Origin of the sequence: Sphingomonas lycopersici (genome assembly GCF_026130605.1) — a bacterium.
Lineage (GTDB): Bacteria > Pseudomonadota > Alphaproteobacteria > Sphingomonadales > Sphingomonadaceae > Sphingomonas > Sphingomonas lycopersici.
Window position 1 is genome coordinate 400,274 of record NZ_JANFAU010000001.1, and the last position, 22,037, is coordinate 422,310.

The following is a 22,037-nucleotide window of genomic DNA, read 5'->3' on the forward strand; positions in this document are numbered from 1 at the left end:
GTCCGGCTCTTCAACCGCGTCAAGCAGCAGTTGCTGCTGACCGACCAGGGCGCGCGCTATCACCGCGATGTCTGCCGGATCCTGGAGGATCTTTACGAATGCACCGTCTCGCTGTCACCGCAGCGCAAGACGAGGCGCTCGCTCTGCCTCAGCGTCGGGGCGAGCTTCAGCGACCGCTGGCTGATCCAACGCTTGCCGGGATTCGGCGCGCTCCACCCGGACATCGACATCAGCATGTCGATCGCGCGGACCTTGAGTGATCTGGAGATGGAGCGGGTCGACATCCTGATCGGCACCCGCCTCGAATCCGGCATCGAGACCAGAAACGAGCCGTTGATCACCGAGCGGCTCGTCCTTGTCGGGCTGCCCGGGCGGTTCTCCGTGCTCGACGAGCATACCCCGATCGTGCAGCACGCGCTTCGCAAAGGCGATTGGCCGCGATATCTCGCGGCACGGCACGGCGGCAAAGCCCCGTTGTTCGGCAGCCTGGCGCTCGATCGTTTCAGTGCGATCATCCACGCGGTCGTGATGGGATCGGGGATAGCGCTCGTGCCCGATTTCATGGTCCGGACCGAGCTGGAGGATCGAACGCTGCAGCAACTCGATCCCGAGCCGTTTCTGACGGGCTTCACCTACGATCTTTCGTTCCCGACCAAGCGCAGTCGAAACAAGGCGGTGGATGATTTTGTCACATGGATTCGCGAGCAGGCCGCGCCTTTCGAGCCCGACTAACGGCGCAGTGAATCAATAACCGACGCGAAAAGGCCTGCTAACCGTTCCCGCGCCGCCGGCGGGTCTCCCACCCCTTCTTCGCGGCGGCGGAACGCGTGGCGTGCGACTGGCTGCTTCCGCCGATATGCCCGCCGCGCCGCGCGCTTTCGTGATTCTCCTTCTTGCCGCGCCCCGAGCCCGATTTCTTGCCGCCGCCGGTCTGTTTGTTGACCGTCGCCCAGGCGCGCCGCTCGGCTTCTTCGTGGCCGACGCCGCGATCCTCATAGCCTTCCTCGATATGCTCGGCCTGGCGCTTCTGCTTGCCGGTATAGCTGGATTTGTCGCCGCGGGGCATCGACCCTCTCCTCTGCTGAAATGCTATGCCACCCCGGTGCCGCCGTCGGCGCCGAAGATGCTGCCGGTGGTGAAGCTGTTGCCCGGCTCGGCCAGCGCCACATAGAGCCCGGCGAGTTCGGCGGGCTGGCCGGCGCGGCCGAGCGGGGTGTTCTGCCCAAACTTGCGCACCCCGCCTTCGAGCTGGCCGCCCGAAATCTGCAGCGCGGTCCACACCGGCCCTGGCGCGACCGCGTTGACGCGGATTCCGCGCTGCGCGAGCTGCTTCGCGAGCCCCTTGGTGAAGATCTCGATCGCGCCCTTGGACGCGGCGTAATCGAGCATCTCCCCGCTCGGGTTGAAGCTGTTGACGCTGGCGGTATTGATGATCGCCGATTCCCGCGGCATCGATCCAACCGCGCGTTTGGCGATCCAGAACATCGCATAGAGGTTGGTCTTCATCGTGCGATCGAATTGCTCGTGCGAGATGTCCTCGATCGTCTTCTGCGCTTGCTGATAGCCCGCGTTGAGGACGAGCAGATCGAGCCCGCCGAGCCGCTCGCGCGCATCGTCGACCAGTTGCGCGCAGAAATCGGGGTCGGTGAGATCGCCGGGCAGCAGCGTCAGATCGCGTCCCTCGCGCGCGAAAAGCGCGTGGAGATCGTCGGCATCGGGTTGTTCGCGCGGGTGGAAGTTGATCGCGACCTTCGCACCCTCGCGCGCAAAGGCGATCGCCGCCGCGCGGCCGATCCCGGAATCGCCCCCGGTCACCAGCGCGTGGCGGCCGGCGAGCCGGCCGGTGCCAACATAGCTCGCCTCGCCGCAATCCGGGACGGGCTCCATCTCGCGCTGGAGCCCGGGCCATTCCTGCCGCTGCTCGGCGAAGTCGCCGCTGCGATAGCGCCCGATCGGATCGATGAGTTTCTCGCTCACGGCGGCGACCTCCTTTGCTGCGCCGGCGGGCGTCAAATCGCCGCGACGCGATCGGCGCGCGCGTTGGCGAAGGTCTCGGCGAGATCGGACAATTTCTCGTCGGTCGAGCGCTCTTCCTCGAGCGTCGCCTCGAGCAGCGGGACCACCTCGTCGCGCCCGAGCTCGCGCGCCCAGGCGATCAGCGTGCCGTAGCGCGTGATCTCATAATGTTCGACCGCCTGCGCCGATGCGATCAGCGCGGCATCGAGCACGCTCTTGTCCTCGATATCCCCGGCGACCTCATTGGCCTCTTTGATGATGCCGTCGATCGCGGGGCAATCGACCGCCTTGGCCTTTTGATCGAGCAGCTCGAACGCGCGCTCCAGCCTTGCGATCTGCCCGCGGGTTTCCTCGAGATGCTGCTCGAACCCGGCACGCAGCGAATCATCGGTCGCCTTGTCGATCATCTTGGGCAGTGCCTTGGTGATCTGGTTCTCGGCGTAATAGATGTCCTGCAGCGTGTGGATGAAAAGATCATGCAACGTCTCGATGTCCTTGCTGAACAGTCCCACGTTCTTTCTCCTCGGGCTCGAAATATAGGGTTCTCGAAAAACCCGCGGCACGGGGATGCGCTGCATCGCGCGCAAGGATTTGATGGTAACATAGATTAGCGGCGAACCCGCCCGCCGCGCCGTGCGTTGAACCCGTTCGTCCGACGGTCAGACAAGGTGCCCCGCCGATGCCGCACGAACGCAGCGGAAATCTGGTTCTCTACGGCGCGCTCGGCGCCAATGTCGGGATCGCGGTCGCCAAGTTCGTCGCGTCGGCGATCACCGGCTCGTCGTCGATGCTGACCGAGGGGGTGCATTCGCTGGTCGACAGCGCCAATCAGATGCTGCTGCTCTACGGCCAAAAGCGCGCGCGGCGGCCGCCCGATGCGGCGCATCCCTTCGGCTATGGCCGCGAGCTCTATTTCTGGGCGTTCATCGTCGCGATCCTGATCTTCGCCGGGGGCGCGGGGCTGTCGGTCTACGAAGGGCTGGATCATGTGAGGCACCCGGAGCCGCTGCGCGATCCGACCGTCGCTTATGTCGTGCTGGTGGTCGGCGCGGCGTTGGAGGGCGCCTCCTGGGCGATTGCGGTGCGCGCGTTCGACAGCGGTCGCCGCGGCCGGCGCTGGTGGGAATCGATCCGCCAGTCGAAGGATCCGGCGAATTTCATCGTGCTGTTCGAAGACAGCGCCGCGCTGATCGGGCTGGCGCTGGCGGGCGCGGGGATCTGGGCGAGCCACCATTATGGCGATCCGCGGCTCGACGGCATCGCCTCGATCGCGATCGGGCTGGTGCTGGCGGGGGTGGCGATGCTGCTCGCGCGCGAGGCGAAGGGGCTGCTGATCGGCGAAAGCGCCGACGCGACGATCATCGCTACGGTGTGGCGCCTGCTCGACGCGCAACCCGGGATCACCGCGGTCAATCATGTGCGAACGGTGCACACGTCGCCCGACGCGGTGTTCGTCGCGATCAGCGCCGATTTCGCCGACGATCTGCCGATGGGCAAAGCGGAATTGCTGATCGAGGCGCTCGAGACGAAGATGAAGGCCGCGCTTCCCGAACTGACCTCGATCTATATCCGCCCCGAACGACGCCAGGACGCGCTGATCCAGCGCCGTCCGGTCGAGGCGGAGGGATAGCTGGGCTCAGGCGTGCGCCAGCCTGCCGTGCGTCGGCACCGCACCGGCGCCGGGGATGTTCTGGAAGACCTTGAGCGCCTCCGGGAGATTGTTCTTGAGCGGCGGGTTGTCGGCACTGGACCGGAAGAAGGCGATCTTCTTGATCCTGGCGAAATCGCGCAGCTTGAGCTGGCGTGACTTGAGCTCGATCAGCCCGGAGCGGCGCATCTGCTGGAGGGTGCGGTTGACATGGACCGGGGTGAGCCCGGTGATATCGGCCATGTCGGTCTGGGTGAGCGGCATCTCGCAGCGCCCGATGCCCCCGGCATTGACCGCGCCGATGCGCTCGACCAGTTCGCAGAACAGATGCGCGAGCCGCTCGACCGCGCTGCGCCGCCCCAATGAGACGAGCCATTCGCATTGCGCCTCGGCGAGCAGATGCGCCTCATGGTCGACGATCGTGCGCGCGCCGGGATCGCATTCGATCTGGCGCTCGAAGGTGCCGAACTCGATGCGTAGCGCGCGGATCGCGGTGATTGCGATGACATGCTGCACCGCCCTGCCGCCGTCCTTGCCGCCGTCGCGCCAGGCGAGATCGCACAGGTCGCCGGGAAGGAACAGCGCGGTGATCTGGCGGCGCCCGTCGCTGAGCAGGCGATAGCGCGCCGCCCAGCCGTCGATCAGCAGGAAGATATGCTTCATGCGATCGCCGGGGCGGGCGAGATAGCTGTTGGCGCGGCGATGATCGAGGGCGACGCCGGCCAGCGCGACCGCGCCGCGCGGATCGGCTTTGGCGGCAGCAGGCTCGGCGATGAGGCCGAAGGTGTCGTGCATGATGTGCTCCTGCACGTGGGGGAAAGCGCGACAACGGGCAGCGCGCAGCTTGCGCCGCATCGGTTCGTCGCAACCCGCCGGCGAAACCGACGAAGGGTTCGCTTTTCGCGCCCGGCGGTGCACCCCCGCACGATCCGCCCCCACCTCGTGCCGGGGAAGTAATGAGACAAATATCGACAAATGAATCGTCACATCATGATTTGAGTGACGCCATATTATTCCTGATGTTAATATATCAAGTTACTCCGATCATATGCACACAACTTCCAAATGTTCAAAATCGCTATACGAGATTAGTTATTACGGAATAACAGCGTCGCATCGAAGAATAGTGGCGGAACACACCCCCGTTCATCTCATTTTAGAAGGCGTGACCGCGTGGCCACGCTTTTCGGAATGCGATGGAGAACGATAATGGCCGATGAAACCGCCAAAGGCGGCGACGAGACCCCGCCGGAGAATCAAGGCGGCAAGACGACCGGAGAGGATAAGGCGAAGGGCCGCGCCGCGCAGACGGCCCCGCAGGCGGCGGCGAAACAGGGCAAGGCCGGCACCAAGACCGATGCGGTCGAACTGCTCAAGCAGGATCATCGCAAGGTCCAGGCGTTGTTCGACAAATTCGACAAGGCACGCAATGCCAACGAGAAAAAGCGCCTGGTCGCCCAGATCATTTCCGAGTTTCTGACGCATTCGCTGCTCGAGGAGCGGATCTTCTATCCCGCCTGCCGCGAGCGGATCGATGACGACGAGCTCGACGAGGCGCAGGTCGAGCATGACGGCGCCAAACAATTGATCGAGGAGCTGCGCGGCGCATCGCCCAGCGACCCTTATTACGACGCCAAGGTGACGGTGCTCGGCGAATATATCCGCCACCACGTCGCCGAAGAGGAGCGACCCAAGGACGGCATTTTCGCCGCCGCGGTCGCCGCAGGCGTCGATACCGAAACACTCGGCGAAGAGATCGAGGCGCGTCGGGAGGAGTTCCGTCAGCAGGCCGAGCGATATCCGCCCGACATGCCGTCGGTGGGGAAAACCTACAAGGAGCAGACTATGCCACAGCGTGAATATAGCCGATCCTCGAGCCGTTATGCCGATGACGACGACGATCGGCGCGGGAGCAACGCCCGCTATCAGGAGCGCGACCAATATGGCCGCTTCACCAGCGACGACGATCGCGGCGGATCGCGAGGCGGCGGCGGATCGCGCGGCAATGATCGCGATCGCGACGAGGAAGGCCGCTTCACCTCGTCACGCGGCGGCGATGGCCGGAGCGGCGGCTATCGCGCGAGCGGTGGCGGCGGACGCTATCGCGACGACGACGACGATCGCCGCGGCGGCGGTCACGGCGGCTGGTTCGGCGACTCGCGCGGCCATGCCGAGGCGGCGCGGCGCGGCTGGGACGAACGCGAAGGCCGGGGACGCGACGATGACGACCGGCGCTATGCCAGTTCGTCGCGCTCGGGCGGCGGCGCGCGCTATCGTGACGACGACGATGGCCGCGGGCGCGGCCACGGCGGTTGGTTCGGCGATCCCGAAGGCCATTCCGAAGCGTCGCGGCGCGGCTGGGACGAACGCGAAGGCCGCGGGCGTTATCGCGACGACGATGACGACGATCGCTATTCCGGCCGTTCGAGCGCGCGCTATCGCGACGACGACGACGATCGCCGCGGCTCGCGCGGGCACGGCGGCTGGTTCGGCGACTCGCGCGGCCATTCGGAAGCGGCGCGGCGCGGCTGGGAGAATCGCTGAGCCGATCGAGCGGCGGCACACACCGCGATCGCCGCGTCGGTGAAGGGCGCGGCGGGGTCGAACCGACCCCGCCGCGTTTCGCGCGAGACCCTTCCGCCGGATCGATGCGTTTTTTCCGCAAGCCTATCGTTCAACGCCCGTGGACCTTGGCATGACCGAGCGACATTTCGCCTCGCTGCCCGCGCTCTATCGCAGCGAGGAAGCCGATGAAGCGTTGCGCGCGCCGGGTTTCAGCGCGGTCTTCGTTCGCGGCGAGGGAAAGGTCGGTGCCCCGCTGATGCTGATCGGCGAACAGCCCGGCAATCAGGAGGACCTCAGCGGGCGCCCGTTCGTCGGCCCCGCCGGGCGCCTGCTCGATCAGTGCCTGGCGGGGATCGGCGTCGATCGCGCGACCACCTTCGTCACCAATGCGGTCAAACGCTTCAAATTCACGTTGCGCGGCAAGCGCCGGCTCCACCAGACGCCCAATGCGGGCGATATCGCGCGCTATCGCTGGTGGCTGAAGGAAGAGGTGCGGCTGGTGCATCCGACGGTGGTGGTGGCGCTCGGCCGCACCGCGCTGCGCGCGCTCGACGGCGCCTCGCTCAAATCCGATCGCGGCACGCTACTCTCATGGGAGGAGCGGACGTTGCTGCCGACGATCCACCCGAGCTATCTGCTGCGGCTGCGCGACCAGCGCGACGACGAAGAGGCCCGTTTCCGCGAGGATCTGCGCACCGCGGCGCGCGCCGCCGGCCTGGTGGACTAGCCACACCCCGTCCGGCCCCGGCGCTACGCCGGCGGGCGGGTCGGATGCGTTTTGCGGATGATGCTGATCTTCCCGCCGCGCTCCATCGTGGCGAGCGCGACCTCGTTGAGATGCGCGACCTGTTCCATCCGCATCCCTTCGATCAGATCCTCCTTGCTGATGCCGTGCCGCAACATGGTCTTGCCGTCGATCTCGCCGTCGCGGACCAGCACCGCCGGGCGCCCCTTGACGAACAGCGCCAACCAGTTCGACCGTACCGTCGCCAGCGCCACCAGCCGGTGGAGGATGACCAGCACGAGCGTCGCCGCGAGCGTTCCCTCGAAGGGGGCCTTGCCGGTCATCGCGCGGCTGATGTTCGATCCCACGACGAGCGCGACGATCAGGTCGAGCGCGCTGAGGTTCGAGAAGGTGCGCCGCCCCGCGATGCGGATGCACAATATGCCGTAGAGAAACAGGATCACCGCGCGCGCGCAGAATTGCGCGATCGTCGCCGATCCGTCGTCGGGACCGATGATATGATGCAGCCAGGTCATCCGATCACCCCGGCATCGCGATCATCGCGATCGCCGCGACCCCCATCACCGCCGTCGCCAGCCAGCCGAAGAATTTGAGCGAACGCGGGGCCGTGAAATGCCCCATGATGCGCCGCTCCGAAACCACCAGCATCAGCCCGACGAGGATCGGCACCGCCGCGACGCCATTGATCACCGCGCTCCAGAACAGCGCCTTCATCGGGCTGATCGGCGACCAGTCGATCGCGACGCCGAGCAACATGCCGAGCGTGATCACCGAATAGAAAGCGATCGCGCGGCTCGGCTTGCGCTCGAGGCTCGCGCGCCACCCGCCGACCTCGCACACCGCATAGCCCGACGATCCGGCGAGCACCGGGACGGCGAGCAGCCCGGTGCCGACGATCCCCAGGCTGAACGTGACGAAGGCGAGGCTGCCGGCGAGCGGCTTGAGCGCCTGTGCCGCATCCGCCGCGCTCTGGATGTCGGTCTTGCCCGCGGCATGCAATGTCGTCGCGGTGCCGAGGATGATCGCGAGCGCGACGATATTCGACACCGCCATCCCCACGATCGTGTCCCAGCGGATCCGCTTGAGCGCATCGCGCGCCTGCGACGCTTCCTCGGTCAGCGGCTCGCGCTCCTCGTCCTGCTCCAGCTCCTCCACTTCCTGCGCCGCCTGCCAGAAGAAGAGATAGGGGCTGATCGTGGTGCCGAAGATCGCGACGATCGCAATCAGCGCGCCGTGCCCCGCGATCGTCGGAACGACCAGCCCGCGCACCGCCGCCGCCCAATCGACCTTCACCACCAGCAGCAGCGCGACATAAGCAAGCAGCACGAGGGTAAGCCATTTCAGATAATGCGAATAACGGTGATACGGCACGTAGAGCTGGAGCAGCAGCGACAGCAGCGCGAGCCCCACGGTAAAGGCGTGTTTGCCGCCGCCGACCACGAGCGCGGAGGCTTCGCCCATTGCGGCGAGATCGGCGCCGATGTTGATCGTATTGGCGACGAACAGCAATGCGACGAGCGCGATCACCAACCAGCGCGGCATCACCTCCTTGAGGCTGCGCGCCAGCCCGTCGCCGGTGACCCGCCCGACGCGCGCGCTCGCCAGCTGCACCGCCACCATCAGCGGATAAGCGAGCGTCATCGTCCACATCAGCCCGGTGCCGAATTGCGCGCCGGCCTGCGAATAAGTGGCGATACCGCTCGGATCATCGTCAGCGGCGCCGGTGACCAAGCCGGGGCCAATCCATTTGAGACGATCCGCCAGACTCATCCGCTCTCCTTTCGCGCGATGCCGCTGCCAGCAGCCCAATCGGGCGGCGGGCCGGGCTAACAACGCCCAAGATCGGATTTGGTCGATTCCGTCCGCTTGCTTTAGAATTAATCCTTCTGTTTCTATAGCTTATGAATCGCCGCGAGCGCCAAGTCAGAACCGCTTGCGCACCGTCACCTGCATGACTCGGCCGAGCGGATCGACCTCGTCGCGGCTAAACCCCGGCAGCGGCCCGCCGTCGGCCGATCGGACGCGGCGATAGCTGTTGAGCAGGTTCGACACGCTCAGCGAGGCCTTCACGCCCTTGGCGAGCGCATTGTCCTTGAGACCCGGAAAAAGCGCATCGGGATCGATGAAGGCTGAGACGCTCACCACGATCGGCGGGGTCACGCGATAGGCGCCGTTCGTATCGTCCACGCCTTGGTTGATTCGTGTCGGGCTGCTCCACGCCACCCCGAAATCCGCGCCGGCCCCGCGCAGCCCGGCCGAGAATTGTACGTTCACCTCGTGGCGGGACGCGCCGGTGCCGCCGCCCAGCCGGTCGATGACGGGGATGCCCGGGCGGATCAGCATCTCGCTTTTCAAATGCCAATTGTGATTGAGCGAGACGGTGAATTGCAACGGATTGGCGGCGGCCGCGGCGGCCTGGCCCGCGGGGGGGTGACCGCCGCCCGAAAAACGCACGACGATGCTCGAGAAAAGGCTGGAATCGGTATCGTGCGCGATATTGATCGCACGCGCATCGACCGCGATCAGCCGCCCCGCCGCATCGCGCGTCACCCTCTCGGGAAACGCCGCCTCGATCGCCGGCGACAGTTCGGGAAATCCGGCATTGCCGCCTTTCGCCACCGTCTGCCGATAATTGACGTTGAGCATCAGCAGCTGCTGCCCGAGCGGCTGGACCATTGCCGACAAGGTAAGCGTGCGTCGGCTGCCGCGTTGTAGCGCCGGATTCCCCCCGGTGACCCAGATCGGCTCCGCCACCTCCTGTCGCGCATAATCGAAGACGCGCATGATCGTCCGCGTCAGCGGCGCATCGAGCTGGTCGAACGACGGCGCGGTCCCGGCATATTCATAGACCGCGCCGAACTGGGCCGCCTGTATCGGCGACCAGTTCACCCCCCCGCCGAGGCGCGCTTGCGAACTGGTCCGCGTCATCATCTGCCCGCCGAGCCACATATTGACGCTCAGATCGCCGAGCGGCGGCAGCGTCGAACCGCCGCGACGCAAGAGCGGCGCGTTAAGCGACATCTGGCCGTTGACCTGCCTGAACGAAACGTCGGTGGGCGCGATCGCGCTGCCGCTATTGTCGCTCTGTCGCGCATGCGTCCGCGCCTGACTCGCGTCGGCAGCGAGGCTCCAGCTGAGCGGTCCGGCCGGCAGATCGACGATATTCTTCTGGAGGTTGAGCCGGGCGCTCAGCGTGTCGCCGCTCGATCGGCTGCGCGTGGCGAGCAACAGGCTCTTGTCCCACGGGCCGTAGGGGTTGAACCGCGGATCGCGTGCGTCGATCAATTGCCCGATCTTCGCAAGGTCGACCCCGCCTTCAAGCAGATTGTCCATCCAGTTGCGCAGATAGGACAGCGCGACGGTGGCCTGCCACCCGCTCACCGCCCCTGTCACGGTCAAAGAACCGCTGAGCGACTTCGCGTCGTTGAAGGTGCGCAGCGCACGCGCCCCGTCGAACGGGCGAGTGAGCAGCACATCGTCGGCGAATGGCGACCAGCGGCTGCCGGCCGGAATGACGAACGCGGCCATCGGAAGCCCGCGAAGCCCCTCCATCTTGCTGCTATTGGCGCTGATCCCCAGCGTGACGGAAAAATCGCCGACCGGGCGGGTAACGCCGGCGTCGAGCGCGATCGTGCGGCGCGACGGCTGCAGCGTATCGAAGGCATTGGGATCGAGCGGAGTCATCCGGCCCGCCGTGCCGACGAAATCGCCGATCGCGGGCGTGCCCGATCGCGCCTGAGGGGGGATCGCCGCGACGGTGACGATCTTTCCCGCGGCATCGCTAAGCCGTGGGTCGATTTCGCCGCCGTCGACGCCGGCGACATAACCGTCGCCGTCGAAGCTGCCCGCAGGGCGCGATATCCTTCTGGCATTTTTGAACAAGGCGCTGTCATGGCCGAACCGCGCCTGGACGTTCCAGCGCGTATCCCCCGCGATCGCCACCCGCCCCACCGCGACAGTGCCGCCATATTGGCCGCCGGCCGTCGCCCAATTGACCCCGGTATCGATAGTCAGGCTGGAAAACTTCGGCTTGAGGACAAGGTTGACCACCCGTTTGCCGGCCGGCGCGGCATAGACCGCCGACGCCTGCGGCTTCAGCACCTCGAGCCGCGACAGGGCTTCGGCCGGATAGGCGAGAACCGAGCGATCGAACCCCGCGGGATGACCGTTGATCAGGATGACCGGATCGCCACCGCCGTTGCCGATCACCGGCGCGAGGCGGGTCAGCAGATCCTCGATACTATCGGCGCCGCGCGCGCCGATCTGATTTTCGTCGAATTCGGTTTCCGCACCGACCTTCGCTTCGCCGCGCCGCCGCGCGGTGACGACGACATCAGGCGGCTCGCCCGATCGGGTCGCCGGCGTTTCGACCGGAAGCTCGGCGCCCGCGCCGATCCGGGCGCCAGCATCGCGCGGGTGGCAGAGCACACCCAGCAAAGGCAGCGTCAATAATGCCCTGAGCGCACGCACGTTGCGATATCCGGCTGACAATCCTACCCTGATCTTCCGGAGATGAGCCGTGATTCACGGCTTGAGCACCGCGCCGCTGCCACGACGCGGTGCAAAAGATCCGGACGGGAGCGGATGTTCCGACCGGCAGACCGCCGGTCGGAGCATCCGCCAAGCCGCCGGCTGGCGGCGTTACGATCAGGACGTCACATGGACGGTCGCGCTCGTCAGATTCGCCGCGACATTGCACGCGCCGATCGCGCCGCTCACCGCCAGCGTCGCCCCGCCCGGCGGCGTAGCGCGGTTGGTGATCGTAACGGTGATCGGCGCGCTCTGCGTGCAGGTAACGACGCCGCCGACGCGGACGACGAGGCCGGTCAGCTCCGCAGTCCCGCTGCCGTTGCCCGCCGGGTTATAGGTCTTCATCGTATAGACCGCGCCGCTGTCGATCGTGATCAGCGGGCAGATCCCGGCACCGGTATTGCTGCCGCCGGTGATCGTCCCGCCGGTTCCGCCGGCATTGGTATTGGCGTTGAGCGTCAGCGTACACGGCGCGCCGTTCAGCGACGCCGGGCCGGAGGCGACGAACGCGACGCCGGCCGGCGCGACATGTTGCGCAAAGGCCGGGGCCGAAGCACCCAGCGCGAGCGCAACCGCAGAGATTGTTGCGAGCAGTTTCACAGCATTTTCTCCTAATTAACGGTGGAATACCCACCTTCGTTGAGCGTCCGTCGATCATCTGTCGGCGAGCGCTATCACTCCATTTCACCGGAGAGATTCCGTAAGCGAGAAAAGCGATTCGTCTTTAGGAGATATTATGAACTTAAATCGGGAATTACAATATCTTGAGCCTGATAATGAGCGTCAATACCGAATTAATACTCATTACCCCTCGGAGATTTCTCGCCATTTCGGACGATATACTGGATCATGATCTCAGATATACTTGCCAATACTTCAAGCACGAAAACCGTCAGCCGACGAGCGGCTGACGGTCCAGTTTCAGCCCGGGAGGGTGGGGCTGGTTCGTGCGGGAGAAATCTCAGAATCTCTTCATTGCACTGAACCCGAAAATACGTGGATCTAGCGTAAAGACGTTGGTGGTCAGCCCACTGTCGTCGCTATTGACGAAGGCGTCGGTGATCGGCGTGTTGTTGAACAGATTCTTGATATAGAATTGAAAGGTCACCCCGTCGGCCGGGCGATCGAGCGTGATCGTGAGATTGGCATTGTCCCATGCCTTCAGCCGATCAATCGCGGTGTTGTACACGCGCGCCCAGCTCTTCCCCTGGCGATAATAGTCGCCGCGGAACGTCAGCGCCCAGCCGTTGATCGGCACCGTATATTGCGCGCCGAGATTGACCGTCCAATGCGGCGAATTGGGCAATTCCTTGCCGCCGAGATCGGCGTAGAAGCCGCGGCCCTGATTGGGCGCGTCGGTCGCCGGATCGTAATTGACCCCGAACAGGAGCGGCAGGATTCCGTTTGAATAACTCCCGACATAAGAGCCGCCGCACAACGGGCTGAGATAGGCGAGCGCATTGGCGTCGCTGTAGAAGGGGCTGTTGACGATCGTGCTCACCACCGCCTTGGGCGCGATGCAACTCGATGCCAATTGGATCCACGGCTTGACCACCTCCCAATCAGCATTGCCCTGGGTGCGGTTCATCACGTCGATCGACTTCATGCCATTGGCGATCCGCGTGCCGAGATAGCCAAGGTTGCCGTTGAGGCGCAGTCGCGAGGTCGGGCGCCACGCCAGTTCGAGCTCCGCCCCCCAGGCCTTGGCATTGAAATTCTCGTTAAGCGCCATTCGATCGACGATCTGCGAGACCTGATAGTCGGTATAGTCGTAGAGAAAGGCATCGGCGTTGAGCGTCAGCCTGCCGCCGGCGAAAGTATTCTTCATGCCGATCTCAAAGGCGTTGACGCTTTCCGGGCGGAATGTCGACGCCTGGGGAAAGAATTGGAGATATTGCGGATTAGCGTCGATCCCCGGCGGATTGGCACCACCGCCCTTATAGCCGCGCGCATAGGAGGCATAGATCAACGTATCGTCGGTAAAGCTCAGCCGCGGCGTCCAGTCGATCACGAACCGGCCGGTGACCCGCCCCCATTTCTGCACGATATCGGGCGAGACCCGATAGCCCCGGTTGATGAAGCCGCCGCCCAGCACGCCCGGCGCCAGCAGGAGCTGGCTGTTGATCGGGGTCGCGGTCTTCTTGTCGTCGGTATAGCGCAGCCCGGCGGTGATCTTCAGCGTATCGCTCAGCTTCAGGTAAAGCTCCCCGAAAGCGGCGAGCGACCGCGTCGTGGCGAGGTTGCGCGAGCGGAAATAATTGTGCCCGTCGCCGTTGATCCGATTGAGCGGATTGGGATCGACATAGACGCAATTGTCCGGCACCGGCGCGGCCGAGCAATCGACGAAGCCGGTATTGAGCGGCCCCCTGGCGATCGCGCTGAACAGATTGTTGAAGACGAAATAGTCTTCGTCGACCTTGAAATACAGGTAATTGGCGCCGACGCTGAAATTGACCGGCCCGGAAAAGGACGATTGCAGGCGGAATTCCTGATACCATTGGTGGCTGCGCGACCGCACCTGATCCACCGCCAGCGCGCCGGTCGACGGGCCGAGCTGCGGGTCGGTCAGCACGCCGCCCGGGGTGATCCCGTTGGTCACAGGCTCGCCGAATATATCGACGACCCCATTTGAATCGTTGAATATCGCACCGGTGCTGAAGCGATTGTAATCCTGGGTCGAATTATAATAATCGCGCGAGAACGCGGTCTGCGAATAGAATTTGAGCGACGGATTGATCTCGAATTCGGCGTTCAACTGCACGACATCGTTCTTCGCGCGAAAGGTCGGATCATATTGCGTCGCGATCTCGCGAAGATTGCGCGACTGGACGATATTGCCATAGGGATCGCGCGCGGGATTGATCAGCGGCACGGTCGAGAAATCGACCGGATTGAAGCCGAGGTTCACCAGCGACGCGACGGCGTTCACATAAGGCAGCGAAAAGCCGTTGGGCGCGCCATAAGCGCCGGCATCGTAGAGCGAGCCGGCCTTGCACCCCTGGCTGAGCTGGCCGCGCGTCAGCAGCAGGTTGCTGATATCGGTGCCGCCGATCGTGCTCGGCCCGGGATCGGTGTGGCATAGCTGCTTGCCGGTGCGCGAGCGATCGTCGTCTTCGCTGAAATGCTCCCAGGCGGCGGTCACGCGAAATCGGCTGCTCGGTTCCCAAGTCGCGGTCACGCGCGTCGACCACAGGTCGCGCCCATTAACGCTCCGATTGGTCACGGTGTTGAAATCATAACCGTTGCGGCTGGTCCACGCACCCGCCACGCGCACCGCCAGCGTATCGGAGAGCGGCGCGTTGAGCATCCCGCTCGCGCGCATGCTGCCGTAATTGCCCGATTCGAGCTTGACGTTGCCGGCGAATTTGTCGGTCTTAGCGAAGACCGGGATCATGTTGACGACCCCAGCGGTGGCGTTGCGGCCATAGAGCGTGCCCTGCGGCCCGCGCAGCACCTCGACCCGCTCGACGTCGAAATATTCCTGCTCGAACAGCCGGTTGCGGATCAACGGCGTGTTGTTGAAGCTGATCGCCACCGCGGGATCGGAGGTGACCGACAGCGCCTTGGTGCCGATGCCGCGGATCGAGAAATTGTAGCTCGCGAAATTGGTCTTGGAGAAAGTGACGTTGGGCACCGCCCGCATCAGTTCGGACCCGCCCTCGATCTTATATTCGTCGAGCGACTTATTGGTGAAGGCGGACACCGCGACCGGGACGGTCTGGATCGATTCCTCGCGCTTCTGCGCGGTGACGATGATGTCGTTCGAAAAATCCTGCGCCGGGCGCGCCTCGCCGCCTTCCGGCGCATTGATCGGGCGAGCGCCGGCGTCGGGCGCCGGCGCCGCCTGGCTGGTGGCGCGCGCGGGGCGGATGATCAACACGCCGGACTGGCCGGTCACCACCGCGAGCCCCGAATTGCCGAGCAGCCGCGACAGCGCTTCGCTGGGGCGGAAGGTGCCGATCAGCGCGGCGTTGCGCTTGCCCTTGAGCGTCGCGCGATCGAAGACGATCTGGCGGCGCGAGATCTCTGCAAAGGCCTGCAGCGCGCTGGCGAGATCCTGCGCGGGAATATTGAAATGGACGCTTTGCTCCTCCGCGAACGCCGTGCCCGGATGCGCGGTAATCGCGACTGTGGCGGTCGCCAGCAACAGGCAGACGCGCAGCGACTTCTGCATCCCCATTCCTCCCCTCGTTATCGCGGCCAGGCATTTCCTGCTGGCCTGCGAGGTAATACGGATGAGGGAGCAAACCTCTCACTTCATGAACGAAATTTATTTGGCGGCGGCTTTGAAGCGCAGAATGATCTGCCCCTGCTCCTCGCGCGCGACGATCGGATAGAGCGCGGTGACGCCCTCGATGAACGCCGCCGTATCGCGGCTGTTGAACACCCCGCTGACGGTCAGATCGGCGAGCCGCGGGTCGTCGACAACGATCGTCCGCTGCGCGTCGCGGTTCATCCGCTCGACCGCAAGCGAAAGCGGCTGGCCGTCGAAATGCACCATCCCGGTTTCCCACGACAGCGATTGCGGCGCGTTCAGTGCGGCGATCTGGATCGCGTCGCGCGTCGTCGGCGCGACCAGCTCGCGCCCCGGGACGAGACCGCTGTTGCCGGTCGAGCGCGGCACGAGCACCGCGGGGGGGCCGCTGTCGGGCTGCGCCATCACCTCGACCCGCCCCTCGTAAAGCACCACGCGGACCTGCCGCGACAGCAGTTCGACGCTGAACGACGTTCCGGTCGCGACCGTCAGGCGATTGCGCGCAAGCACGCTGAACGGCCGCAACGCGTCATGCGCGACATCGAATTTCGCGCGTCCGGCCAGAAGCTTGAGCCGCCGGCTTTTGCGATCCATTTCGACATCGACACGGGTCGAGCCGTCGAGCGTCAGCCGCGATCCGTCCTCGAGCTGGACGATGCGGCGTTCCCCTGCCCCGGTGCTGTACGACGCCGGCCGATCGCGCAGGAAATAGCCGACCAGCCCCAGGGCCAGCACCAGACACGCGGCCATCGCCGCCCATCGCCGCCAATCGAAGGTTCGCGACCAGCGGCGCGCATTGGCCTGGCGCAGTTCCTCCACCGCTTCCGCGCGATAGCGGATCATTTCCGGGCTGTCGGCGACTTCGCCCGCGCCGTGCCAGATGATCGCCGCCTCTTCGAGCAATGTGATATGCGCGGGATCCTCCGCCAGCCACGCCTCGAACGCCGCCTGGTCGCCGAGGTCCATCGTGCCCGCGAGCCGCTGGCACCAGATCGCCGCCTGTTCGTGGGCGCTGATCGGGGGCACCGGCCGGGTCATTGCGCCAGCCCCCGCGCGCGCGTCATCAAATGCGACATCGCGCGCGCGACATGTTTCTCGACCGCGCTGGGGGAAATCCCGAAACTCTCGGCAATCACCTTCTTCTCGATATTTTCGATGCGATAGAGGATGAAGATCGCGCGCGTCCGGGTCGGCAGGTCGCCGAGCGATCGCAGCAGCTGCGTCATGATGCTCTTCCCGGCGGCGATGCGCTCGGGATCGAGAAAGTCGACGCTCTGGCCGTAGAGCTGCCGCACCGCATCGGCCTGATCGGATCGCACCTTGCCGTGGCGCGCGCGATCGCGCAGCAGATTGGCGGCGACCTGGAAGATATAGCCGGAATGGAGGCCGGTCTGGCGCGCATCGCCGCCGAACAGGCGCGCGAACGTCTCCTGCGTCAGATCCTCGGCTTCGGCGCGGTCGTGGACACGCTTGAGGAAGAACGAAAGCAGCGCCGGCCGCCAGCGCCGGACCTCAACGTCAACCTCCAGGCTCCGTTCACTCAGCAGGACCCGATACCCCGATTTCCAGCATTTCGTAACGTAATACGTATGACGCGGGCCAGCGCACACTTTTCGACCGACGAATTCTCACCGCGCGCGCCAGTGCGGCCGGACTCGCCCCGCAGCGAATTTAGGTCGATTGACAGATTTGCTCTCGCTCGCCCATGCTTCCCGCGCCGCCGGAGGCTGAAGGACAGGAGCGAAAAGCGCATGAGCGACGGGGCGACGATGCTCGAATTCATGAAGGCCGAGCGCGACGGTGAGGTGCTGATCGTCACGCTCAACCGCCCGGACAAGCGCAACGCGCTGTCGGCGGCGTTCATCGAGGAAATCTACGATCTTTTCGAATGGATCCGGCGCAGCGACGAGGTTCGCGCGGTGGTGGTCCGTGCCGAGGGAGGGCATTTCTGCGCCGGGCTCGACCTGATCGAGCATCATCTCGAACGGCGCAGCGCGAGCGACTTCATGGCGATCTGCCGCCGCTGGCACGCCGCCTTCGACGCGATCCAGCATTGCGGCAAGCCGGTGATCGGCGCGCTCAACGGCGCGGTGGTCGGCGGCGGGCTCGAACTGGCGGGCGCCTTTCATATCCGCGTCGCCGATGCGACGACCTATTTCGCGCTCCCCGAGGGGCAGCGCGGCATCTTCACCGGCGGCGGGGCGACGGTGCGCGTCGCGCGGCTGGTCGGCGAGGCGCGGATGATCGACATGATGCTCACCGGGCGCACCTATGCCGGCGACGAAGCGGTCGCGGTCGGGCTGTGCCAATATCATGTCGCGGGAAGCAGCGTCGACAAGGCGATCGAGATCGCGCGCAAGGCGGCGCAGAACCCGCCCTTATCGAACTTTGCCATCACCTCGGGGATCGCGCATATCGGCAATATGCCGTCCGCCGATGCCTATTTCGCCGAGGCGTTCATCGCCGGGATCACCAATACCCAGCCGGCGTCGAAGGATCGGCTCGAAGCCTTCATGAACAAGACCGCCGCGCGGGTGCGGCATGAGTGACGCCGACACGCCGCCGGTGCTGCTCGACGAACGCGGCGCGGTCGCGCGCGTCACACTCAACCGGCCGCGTGCGGGCAACGCCCTCGCACTGCCGCTGATCGAGGCGCTGACCGCCGCCTTCGCCGCGCTCGCGCCGCGCGAGGATATCAAGGTGATCGTGGTCGCCGGCGCGGGCGGGCGGATCTTCTGCGCCGGGCATGATCTGGGCGAGTTACGCAGGGCGCTCGACCGCGAAACGCCCGACGAAACCTATCTCGCGCGCGATTTCGCCGCGCTCACCGCGCTGATGCAGGCGATCATGGCGCAGCCGCAGATCGTCATCGCCGAGATCGAAGGAGTCGCCACCGCGGCGGGGTGCGAGCTGGCCGCGGCCTGCGATCTCGCGCTTGCCGCGAGCAATGCGCGGTTCGCGGTGCCGGGGGTCAATATCGGCTTCTGGTGCCATACCCCGCAGGTCCAGCTGGTCCGCGCAGTTGGCGCCAAACAGGCGATGATGATGCTGGCGACCGGGCGGCTGTTCCCCGCGACGCATGCGCTGGAGATCGGGCTGGTCAACGCGCTTTATCCGCCGGAGGAGCTGGCGGGGGCAGTCGAAGCGCTCGCCGGCGAGATCGCGGCCAAGCCGGCATCGGTGCTGCGGCAGGGCAAGGCTTCGTTCAACCGCATCGCCGGGCGCGGCATCGCCGAGGCCTATGCGATCGCGCGCGAGGCGGCGCAGGCGCATATCCTCCACCCCGATGCGAAGGAGGGGATCACCGCCTTCACCGAAAAGCGCGACCCGCGCTGGATTTAGCCTCCCACCGTTCGCCCTGAGCTTGTCGAAGGGCTGCCCTCCTTGCGTGGAAGAAAAGTGCAGGGCTTCGACAAGCTCAGCCCGAACGGGGAGAGGGTATCAGCGCCTTCTACGCCTCAGTCGCAATAGAGGCCCGGGCTCACCCCGCGCACGCCGGGAAACACCTCGAACAGCGCCCCGTCGGCCTCCCTGGCATCGAGCCCGATCGTCGCCGAGGTGACGAACATGCGATCGAGCCCCGCGCCCGCGAAGGCGATGTTGGTGATCTGCCGCGCAGGCAAGGCGATCGTCCGATCGAGCGTGCCGTCCGGCGCGAAGCGGCTGATCCGCCCGCCGCCCCAATGCGCGATCCACAGATAGCCCTCGGCGTCGACCGTCATCCCGTCCGGATAGCCGTCCGCCTCGGCGAAGCGGATGAAGGGATGCTTTCCTTCCAACGCCCCGCCCTCGCCGAGCGCGAAGCGGAAGACCGTCCGCCGCGCGGTATCGCTATGATAGACCCACGCACCGCCGGGCGCGAAGGCCGGGCCGTTGGGCACACGATACCCCGCGTCCATCCGCTCGCAGCGAAAGCCGGGGCCGAGCCGGTAGAGCGCGCCGCAATCCTGCTCCTCCGCCATGTCCATCGTGCCGCACCAGATATTGCCCGCGGCATCGGCCTTGCCGTCGTTCATCCGGCTGCCGGGGAGATGCGGCTCGGGATCGTGGATCGGGCGGATCGCGAAGGGATCGAGCGTCAGCTCGGCGAAACCGCTCTGGACGCCGACGATGAATCCGCCGCGCTCGCGCTCGACGATCCACCCGGTCGGCTCGGGCATCGCCCAGCGCTCGATCCGCCCGTCGGCGAGCGACAGGCGGTTGAGCGCGGGCGCGAGAATATCGACCCAGAAGACCGCATTCTCGCGCGCCGACCATAAGGTGCCTTCGCCGAGGACATCGCGCGTCTCGCGCGGCACGATCCGCCAGTCGCTCATCGCCGATTCCTGGTCCGGGCCATGTAATCTCTCTCCCGTCACCCCGGCCTTGAGCCGGGGTCCATTGTGTCTCAGGCCCCGCAGCCAGAGCCCCTTGCCCTGCGCTTGCCGCCCGATGGACCCCGGCTCAAGGCCGGGGTGACGGGGTAAGCGCCTGCCTCAGTGATTATCCCGCGGTAGCCCGGCGGTCTGCGCGATCCGCTGGTATTTTTCCGCGCCTTCGAGGATCGCGCCCGTCTCCATCTGGCCGACGATGCCGCGCTGGATCTCCTGCCACGGGGTCTGCGAGGCGGGATAGGCATAGCCGCCCGCCGCCGCCAGGGCACGCCGCCGCTCGGCGAGCTCCGCGTCGGAGATCAGCACGTCGGCGGTCCCCTTCGCCAGATCGATCCGCACGCGATCGCCGGTGCGGATCAGCGCGAGCCCACCCATCGCCGCCGCCTCGGGCGAGGCGTTGAGGATCGACGGGCTGCCCGACGTGCCCGACTGGCGGCCGTCACCGATGCACGGCAGCGCGTGGATGCCCTCGCGGATCAGATAGGCCGGCGGGCGCATGTTGACGACTTCCGCCGCCCCCGGATAGCCGATCGGCCCCGCGCCGCGCATGAACATCAGCGTCTCGGCGGTGATGCCGAGCGCGGGATCGTCGATGCGATGGTGATAATCCTCCGGCCCGTCGAAGACGACCGCGGGGCCCTCGAACGCATCGGGATCGTCGGGGTTGGAGAGGTAACGCGCGCGGAATTCGTCGGAGATCACGCTGGTCTTCATGATCGCGGAATCGAACAGATTGCCGCGCAGCACGATGAACCCGGCGTCCTCCTTGATCGGCCGTTCGAACGGGCGGATGACCTTTTCGTCCTCGATCGCCACGTCGCGGCAATTCTCGCCGATCGTCCGGCCGTTGGCGGTGACCGCATGTTCGTGGATCAGCCCCTGCCGGATGAGCTGCGCCACCACCGCGGGGACGCCGCCGGCGCGATAATAATCCTCGCCGAGATACTCGCCCGCCGGCTGGAGATTGACCAGCAGCGGCACCTTATGCCCCTTCTCCTGCCAGGTATCGATCGGCAGATCGACCCCGACATGCCGCGCGATCGCGGCGAGGTGGATCGGCGCGTTGGTCGAGCCGCCGATCGCCGAATTGACGACGATCGCATTCTCGAACGCCTCGCGCGTCAGGATGTCGGACGGCTTCAGATCCTCCGCCACCATCTCCACGATGCGTTTGCCGGTGTGATAGGCGACCTCCTGCCGATCGCGATACGGCGCCGGGATCGCCGCCTGGCCGGGCAGCGACATGCCGAGCGCCTCGGCGAGCGAATTCATCGTCGTCGCGGTGCCCATCGTGTTGCAATAGCCGGTCGAGGGCGCCGAGCTGGCGACGAGGCGGATGAATTCCTTATCGTCGATCTGCCCCGCGGCGAGCATCTCGCGCGCCTTCCACACGATCGTCCCCGATCCGGTGCGCTCGCCCTTGTGCCAGCCGTTGAGCATCGGGCCGACCGACAAGGCGATCGCCGGGATGTTCACGGTCGCGGCGGCCATCAGGCACGCCGGCGTGGTCTTGTCGCAGCCGACCGTCAGCACCGCCGCGTCGAGCGGATAGCCGTAGAGCAATTCGACCAGCCCGAGATAGGAAAGGTTGCGATCGAGCCCCGCGGTCGGGCGCTTCCCCGTCTCCTGGATCGGATGGACCGGAAATTCGATCGCGATCCCGCCCGCTTCGCGAATGCCCTCGCGCACGCGCTCGGCGAGCACCAGATGATGCCGGTTGCACGGGCTGAGATCGCTCCCGGTCTGCGCGATGCCGATGATCGGCTTGCCCGAGCGCAATTCCTCGAGGCTGAGACCGAAGTTCAGATAGCGCTCCAGATAGAGCGCGGTCATGTCGATATTGGCAGGATTGTCGAACCAGGCGCGCGAGCGCAGCTTATCGGTCGGCTTAGGCGTGGTCATATC

19 protein-coding genes are annotated in these 22,037 nt (G+C 65.8%); 6 read left to right on the forward strand and 13 right to left on the reverse strand.

Annotated elements, in window-relative coordinates:
* The first annotated feature begins 30 nt into the window (after window positions 1–30).
* Complete coding sequence (locus tag NED98_RS01675) at window positions 31–732, forward strand: LysR substrate-binding domain-containing protein (protein ID WP_265311642.1); 702 nt, start codon at window positions 31–33, stop codon at window positions 730–732.
* A 37-nt stretch (window positions 733–769) separates the two neighbouring features.
* On the opposite strand, the gene NED98_RS01680 is transcribed toward NED98_RS01675, so the two are convergent.
* The 3 genes from NED98_RS01680 to NED98_RS01690 are packed head-to-tail and all read right to left on the reverse strand — an operon-like array spanning window position 770 to window position 2,528.
* Window positions 770–1,066 carry a plasmid stabilization protein gene (locus tag NED98_RS01680; protein WP_179514472.1) on the reverse strand — a complete coding sequence of 99 codons (297 nt, stop codon included), beginning with the start codon at window positions 1,064–1,066 and terminating at the stop codon, window positions 770–772.
* A 23-nt stretch (window positions 1,067–1,089) separates the two neighbouring features.
* Window positions 1,090–1,977: an SDR family oxidoreductase gene (locus tag NED98_RS01685; RefSeq protein WP_265311643.1), complete on the reverse strand. Its 888-nt coding sequence runs from the start codon at window positions 1,975–1,977 to the stop codon at window positions 1,090–1,092.
* Between the two features lie 32 nt (window positions 1,978–2,009).
* Complete coding sequence (locus NED98_RS01690) at window positions 2,010–2,528, reverse strand: YciE/YciF ferroxidase family protein (RefSeq protein ID WP_265311644.1); 519 nt, start codon at window positions 2,526–2,528, stop codon at window positions 2,010–2,012.
* A 167-nt stretch (window positions 2,529–2,695) separates the two neighbouring features.
* On the opposite strand from NED98_RS01690, the gene NED98_RS01695 reads away from it, so the two are divergent.
* Window positions 2,696–3,646 (forward strand): cation diffusion facilitator family transporter, encoded by a 951-nt coding sequence (locus NED98_RS01695; RefSeq protein WP_265311645.1) that lies wholly within the window; start codon window positions 2,696–2,698, stop codon window positions 3,644–3,646.
* 6 nt (window positions 3,647–3,652) lie between these two features.
* Here NED98_RS01695 and NED98_RS01700 read toward each other — a convergent pair whose 3' ends face one another.
* The gene (locus tag NED98_RS01700; protein ID WP_265311646.1) at window positions 3,653–4,459 is read right to left on the reverse strand and encodes a Crp/Fnr family transcriptional regulator; all 807 of its coding nucleotides are present in this window, start codon (window positions 4,457–4,459) and stop codon (window positions 3,653–3,655) included.
* Between the two features lie 414 nt (window positions 4,460–4,873).
* Between NED98_RS01700 and NED98_RS01705 the strand changes: the two genes are divergently transcribed.
* Both NED98_RS01705 and NED98_RS01710 read left to right on the forward strand, forming a co-directional pair.
* On the forward strand, window positions 4,874–6,208 hold the full coding sequence (locus tag NED98_RS01705; RefSeq protein WP_265311647.1) for a hemerythrin domain-containing protein: 1,335 nt from the start codon (window positions 4,874–4,876) through the stop codon (window positions 6,206–6,208).
* Window positions 6,209–6,359: 151 nt separating this feature from the next.
* Window positions 6,360–6,956, forward strand: coding sequence for a UdgX family uracil-DNA binding protein (locus NED98_RS01710; protein WP_265311648.1), 597 nt, complete (start codon window positions 6,360–6,362; stop codon window positions 6,954–6,956).
* 23 nt (window positions 6,957–6,979) lie between these two features.
* Here NED98_RS01710 and NED98_RS01715 read toward each other — a convergent pair whose 3' ends face one another.
* From NED98_RS01715 to NED98_RS01745, 7 genes are all read right to left on the reverse strand, one after another.
* Window positions 6,980–7,489 (reverse strand): DUF421 domain-containing protein, encoded by a 510-nt coding sequence (locus tag NED98_RS01715; protein WP_265311649.1) that lies wholly within the window; start codon window positions 7,487–7,489, stop codon window positions 6,980–6,982.
* A gap of 4 nt (window positions 7,490–7,493) precedes the next feature.
* Window positions 7,494–8,744: an Nramp family divalent metal transporter gene (locus tag NED98_RS01720; RefSeq protein ID WP_265311650.1), complete on the reverse strand. Its 1,251-nt coding sequence runs from the start codon at window positions 8,742–8,744 to the stop codon at window positions 7,494–7,496.
* Window positions 8,745–8,897: 153 nt separating this feature from the next.
* Complete coding sequence (locus NED98_RS01725; protein WP_265311651.1) at window positions 8,898–11,444, reverse strand: TonB-dependent receptor; 2,547 nt, start codon at window positions 11,442–11,444, stop codon at window positions 8,898–8,900.
* A gap of 177 nt (window positions 11,445–11,621) precedes the next feature.
* The gene (locus tag NED98_RS01730; RefSeq protein WP_265267283.1) at window positions 11,622–12,104 is read right to left on the reverse strand and encodes a hypothetical protein; all 483 of its coding nucleotides are present in this window, start codon (window positions 12,102–12,104) and stop codon (window positions 11,622–11,624) included.
* Between the two features lie 361 nt (window positions 12,105–12,465).
* Complete coding sequence (locus NED98_RS01735) at window positions 12,466–15,678, reverse strand: TonB-dependent receptor (protein WP_265311652.1); 3,213 nt, start codon at window positions 15,676–15,678, stop codon at window positions 12,466–12,468.
* Between the two features lie 96 nt (window positions 15,679–15,774).
* The gene (locus NED98_RS01740) at window positions 15,775–16,797 is read right to left on the reverse strand and encodes a FecR family protein (protein WP_265311653.1); all 1,023 of its coding nucleotides are present in this window, start codon (window positions 16,795–16,797) and stop codon (window positions 15,775–15,777) included.
* Window positions 16,794–17,369 (reverse strand): RNA polymerase sigma factor, encoded by a 576-nt coding sequence (locus tag NED98_RS01745; RefSeq protein ID WP_265311654.1) that lies wholly within the window; start codon window positions 17,367–17,369, stop codon window positions 16,794–16,796. Before NED98_RS01745 ends, NED98_RS01740 begins: the two co-directional genes overlap by 4 nt.
* 141 nt (window positions 17,370–17,510) lie before the next feature.
* On the opposite strand from NED98_RS01745, the gene NED98_RS01750 reads away from it, so the two are divergent.
* The gene (locus tag NED98_RS01750; protein WP_265311655.1) at window positions 17,511–18,308 is read left to right on the forward strand and encodes a crotonase/enoyl-CoA hydratase family protein; all 798 of its coding nucleotides are present in this window, start codon (window positions 17,511–17,513) and stop codon (window positions 18,306–18,308) included.
* Window positions 18,301–19,101 carry an enoyl-CoA hydratase-related protein gene (locus NED98_RS01755; protein ID WP_265311656.1) on the forward strand — a complete coding sequence of 267 codons (801 nt, stop codon included), beginning with the start codon at window positions 18,301–18,303 and terminating at the stop codon, window positions 19,099–19,101. The genes NED98_RS01750 and NED98_RS01755 overlap by 8 nt, the downstream gene beginning before the upstream one ends.
* 116 nt (window positions 19,102–19,217) lie before the next feature.
* Here NED98_RS01755 and NED98_RS01760 read toward each other — a convergent pair whose 3' ends face one another.
* Together NED98_RS01760 and NED98_RS01765 are read right to left on the reverse strand one after the other, a co-directional pair.
* Complete coding sequence (locus NED98_RS01760; protein ID WP_265311657.1) at window positions 19,218–20,075, reverse strand: SMP-30/gluconolactonase/LRE family protein; 858 nt, start codon at window positions 20,073–20,075, stop codon at window positions 19,218–19,220.
* Window positions 20,076–20,234: 159 nt separating this feature from the next.
* A complete protein-coding gene (locus tag NED98_RS01765; RefSeq protein WP_265311658.1) occupies window positions 20,235–22,034 on the reverse strand; it encodes an IlvD/Edd family dehydratase in 1,800 nt (599 codons plus the stop codon).
* Between the last annotated feature and the right edge of the window lie 3 nt (window positions 22,035–22,037).

Coding starts and splice junctions, on each gene's coding strand:
- NED98_RS01695 (WP_265311645.1), top strand. CDS start 2,696: ATGCCGCACGAACGCAGCGGAAATCTGGTTCTCTACGGCGCGCTCGGC.
- NED98_RS01700 (WP_265311646.1), bottom strand. CDS start 4,459: ATGCACGACACCTTCGGCCTCATCGCCGAGCCTGCTGCCGCCAAAGCC.
- NED98_RS01720 (WP_265311650.1), bottom strand. CDS start 8,744: ATGAGTCTGGCGGATCGTCTCAAATGGATTGGCCCCGGCTTGGTCACC.
- NED98_RS01740 (WP_265311653.1), bottom strand. CDS start 16,797: ATGACCCGGCCGGTGCCCCCGATCAGCGCCCACGAACAGGCGGCGATC.
- NED98_RS01710 (WP_265311648.1), top strand. CDS start 6,360: ATGACCGAGCGACATTTCGCCTCGCTGCCCGCGCTCTATCGCAGCGAG.
- NED98_RS01735 (WP_265311652.1), bottom strand. CDS start 15,678: ATGCAGAAGTCGCTGCGCGTCTGCCTGTTGCTGGCGACCGCCACAGTC.
- NED98_RS01750 (WP_265311655.1), top strand. CDS start 17,511: ATGAGCGACGGGGCGACGATGCTCGAATTCATGAAGGCCGAGCGCGAC.
- NED98_RS01680 (WP_179514472.1), bottom strand. CDS start 1,066: ATGCCCCGCGGCGACAAATCCAGCTATACCGGCAAGCAGAAGCGCCAG.
- NED98_RS01765 (WP_265311658.1), bottom strand. CDS start 22,034: ATGACCACGCCTAAGCCGACCGATAAGCTGCGCTCGCGCGCCTGGTTC.
- NED98_RS01760 (WP_265311657.1), bottom strand. CDS start 20,075: ATGAGCGACTGGCGGATCGTGCCGCGCGAGACGCGCGATGTCCTCGGC.
- NED98_RS01715 (WP_265311649.1), bottom strand. CDS start 7,489: ATGACCTGGCTGCATCATATCATCGGTCCCGACGACGGATCGGCGACG.
- NED98_RS01705 (WP_265311647.1), top strand. CDS start 4,874: ATGGCCGATGAAACCGCCAAAGGCGGCGACGAGACCCCGCCGGAGAAT.
- NED98_RS01755 (WP_265311656.1), top strand. CDS start 18,301: ATGAGTGACGCCGACACGCCGCCGGTGCTGCTCGACGAACGCGGCGCG.